Here is a 3,354-nt window from a genome sequence, read left to right as displayed (position 1 = left end):
CAAATCGACCGAAGGCTTTGTGCTCTCACTGCGTCTGAATTGTAAAATCAACAGTCATCCGCCTACGTTTGAGCTTCAAGATGTGCACGGCAAACGTATTTTATATGGTTATGATAAAGAAGCAGGACAGATTCAGTTTTTACTCGACAACAAAAACTACGGCAATCCCTTTGATCCATTTCAACACCAAACCCTGAGTCGTTTTCAACAACAGCTTGCCAGTGCCCAAGTGATTAAGCTCTTTCATGCAGGCAAACTGTATCGTTTTCAAAACCAAAATGCGGAACTACTCAGCAAACCTGTTTCATGCCGTGAAAATAGCTAAAATGGTGCTTATTTGGGTGGATTCAGATGTGACATATCGACAAACACACCGGTCAAACGGCGCACAATCGGTAGCACAATGAGCACGACAGGATAGGCCACCACCCAAGACATCATCCATGCAGACAGCCAAACCTGTAGAAAGTTGTCCACCCAGCCCAAATTACGCCACAGATTGATCATCGAAATAATGCCACTCATAAAAAATGAGATAAAAAACGGCAAAATAAACATGGCGTATTTTGCGGGTAACTTGGGAATATTGCCAATGATCATGGGGCGCTGTTCAGACACGTTTCATCCTTAAAAGTATGCGTTTTGGTTCTCATCATACTGCGCTTTTCATGTTTATTGCAGCGCAATCGTTAGCAGTTTTCGGACATTTTTTACTCTATAAAAATGGATTCACCTAAAGACGCGGAAATTTGCTATATTTAGCGTTTTTCTGCGACATTAAATTTTCGACTGAATATGAACACGGCAATCCAAGCAGCTCTCGAGCACGCAGTACAAAACCTTCAAGCTGAAGGTATCCTTCCAGCAGACTGGAACAACAGCAGTACTTTGACGCGTACCAAAGACCGAAGCCACGGGGATTTCGCGTCCAATATCGCAATGATTGCCTCTAAAGCTGCGGGGATGAAGCCACGTGATTTAGCCGAAAAAATTCTAGCTGCACTGCCTGAAGTGGCAGACATCAGCAAAGCAGAAATCGCAGGCCCTGGCTTTATTAACTTCTTTTTAAATGCTGACCAACGTTTTGCTGTACTTGAGCAAATTCAAGCGCAAGGCAAGCAATTTGGTCGCACTCAAGCCAATGCTGCGAAAAAAATCCAAGTAGAATTCGTTTCTGCCAACCCGACGTCTAGCTTACACGTTGGTCATGGTCGTGGCGCAGCGTACGGGATGACCGTTGCAACCCTGCTTGAAGCAACAGGTGCAACGGTAGACCGTGAATATTATGTGAATGATGCAGGCCGTCAAATGGACATCCTTGCAACATCCACCTATTTACGCTACCTCGAATTAACAGGTCAGGAACTGGTTTTCCCAAAAAATGCCTATCAAGGCGATTATGTTAAAGAAATCGCGCAAAGCATTATTGATGCTGATGGCGATGCCTACGTTCGCCCTGTAGCCGACGTCTATAAGGATGTCCTTGAAGATGTACAATATGCAGAAGAGCTCGATGCTGAAGGCAATAAAGTTGTCCTTTCAGGCGACAAAGAAAAACACATTGATGGTTTAATTGCCAATTCACAGCAACTCATTGGTGCTGGCTACCGTGTATTCCACCAAGCAGCACTCCATGCCATCTTAGATGACATTAAAGATGACTTAGGCGAGTTTGGCGTAACCTTTAACCAATGGTTCAGCGAAGCATCACTCACTGATAAAATTGATGAAGCGTTAGCCACTTTAGAACAACGTGGTTTCTTATACGAAAAAGACGGCAATATTTGGTTCAAATCAACTGAATTTGGCGATGAAAAAGACCGTGTTGTGAAGCGTCGTAATGGACAAACCACTTATTTTGCTTCTGACATCGCTTATCACCTCAACAAATTACAACGTGGCTATACCGACCTGATTGATATTTGGGGTTCAGATCACCACGGCTATATTTCACGGGTTAAAGCCGCGATTGATGCAATGGGCTATGACTCGAAAAAACTCACCGTTCTATTGGTTCAGTTCGTGAGCTTATGGCGTGGTGGTGAGATGGTACAAATGTCATCTCGTTCGGGTCAGTTCGTGACTTTACGTGACCTACGTAAAGAAGTGGGCAATGATGCTGCGCGTTTCTACTACGTGATGCGTAAGTCCGAGCAACACATTGACTTTGACTTAGACCTTGCGGTTTCACAAAGCAAAGACAATGCGGTGTACTACATCCAATATGCGCACGCACGTGTCAATCGTATGGTCGATGTGAAAGCCCCTGAAAAAGGCATTAGTTTTGATCGTAGCAAAACGGCTGATTACGATGCGACCTTATTAACGCTTGACGCTGAAACTGAAATTCTGGCCAAACTTGCAGCCTATCCTGAAATTGTGCTTCGTGCTGCAAATAGCTATGAACCACACCAAGTGGGCAACTATTTGAAAGAACTCGCAGCATTATTCCATGGTTGGTATAACTTGGATAACACAAGAATTATCGACGAACAGAATGTTGCCCTTTCGCAAGCCCGTTTATTACTTTCAATAAACGTACAACAAGTTTTGCGTAATGGTTTAGAGTTACTGGGTGTGTCTGCACCTGAGACGATGTAAATAGCAAAGCAACGCTTTGCACATCGTCGCAAGACGAAGGGCTATGCCCGAAGTAACCATGTAATAAGTGAAGCAAAGCTTCACACATGGCTGCAAGACCGAAAGCTATGCTTGAGGTAGCCATATCAACCCTGATGTATTGTTCGCTTTGTGAAACTTGAATTTTGCAAAGCGATTCTTTATTTTACGACGATGCCTCTTTTAATCCCTTGAGGCCAAGTATTAAAATAAAGAAAAGAATGGGCCAGTCCCTCATATTGATTAGAAGAAAAGAGGTTTCCACGTGTTTGGAAAAACGCAGCGCGGTGTATCTGAAAGACCGAACAAACCCAAAAAGCCACTGATTCCAGCTTGGCTCGGTACACTTGTGGTCATTTTAATCGTGCTCTGTTTTGCTGTAGCACTGTTACTGTGGAAGCCTTGGGCGCCAGTGAAGCCGAAAGGTCAAATCACCTCGGAACATTATCAAGAAGAAACCAATAAAGACTACCGTTTCTACGACTTACTGCCACAGCAGCAAGTGACGCCAATTCCTGATCAAGCCATTCCTGAAACCAAAGACAATCCAAGCACTGTGGTGATTGTTGAAGCACCTGCTGCCGAAGAAAGCACCCCTGCTGAACCGGGTTTAACCGAAGCAGCACCAACACCGCAAGCACCAAGCTTTATTTTGCAAGTGCGTAGCTACCCTGACCCAGACAGTGCAGATGCACGTCGTGCAGAAATTATCTTAAATGGTCTCTCTGCCGATGT

Annotated in this window: 3 protein-coding genes and 1 pseudogene; 3 read left to right on the top strand and 1 reads right to left on the bottom strand. The window is 44.4% G+C overall.

Translation table 11 applies throughout. The features are described from left to right. Window positions 1-325 (top strand): annotated as a pseudogene (locus B4F08_RS11755) (hypothetical protein); the annotation flags it as partial. Window positions 326-333: 8 nt separating this feature from the next. Here B4F08_RS11755 and B4F08_RS11750 read toward each other — a convergent pair. Beyond that, window positions 334-618 carry a DUF2798 domain-containing protein gene (locus tag B4F08_RS11750; RefSeq protein WP_004684392.1) on the bottom strand — a complete coding sequence of 95 codons (285 nt, stop codon included), beginning with the start codon at window positions 616-618 and terminating at the stop codon, window positions 334-336. Between the two features lie 177 nt (window positions 619-795). Here B4F08_RS11750 and argS point away from each other — a divergent pair, with 177 nt between their 5' ends. Together argS and B4F08_RS11740 are read left to right on the top strand one after the other, a co-directional pair. Beyond that, the gene (gene argS / locus B4F08_RS11745) at window positions 796-2,601 is read left to right on the top strand and encodes an arginine--tRNA ligase (RefSeq protein WP_291374451.1); all 1,806 of its coding nucleotides are present in this window, start codon (window positions 796-798) and stop codon (window positions 2,599-2,601) included. A 283-nt stretch (window positions 2,602-2,884) separates the two neighbouring features. Next, window positions 2,885-3,354, top strand: a 470-nt coding sequence (locus B4F08_RS11740) for an SPOR domain-containing protein (protein WP_291374450.1), incomplete at its 3' end; no start/stop codon positions are given.

Source organism: Acinetobacter sp. UBA6720 (assembly GCF_002454215.1).
Taxonomy (GTDB): Bacteria; Pseudomonadota; Gammaproteobacteria; order Pseudomonadales; family Moraxellaceae; genus Acinetobacter.
This window is presented reverse-complemented; position numbering and strand designations above follow the sequence as displayed.

What these genes read in the sequence shown, in the direction of transcription:
- argS (WP_291374451.1), top strand. Translation starts at nt 796, where the DNA reads ATGAACACGGCAATCCAAGCAGCTCTCGAGCACGCAGTACAAAACCTT.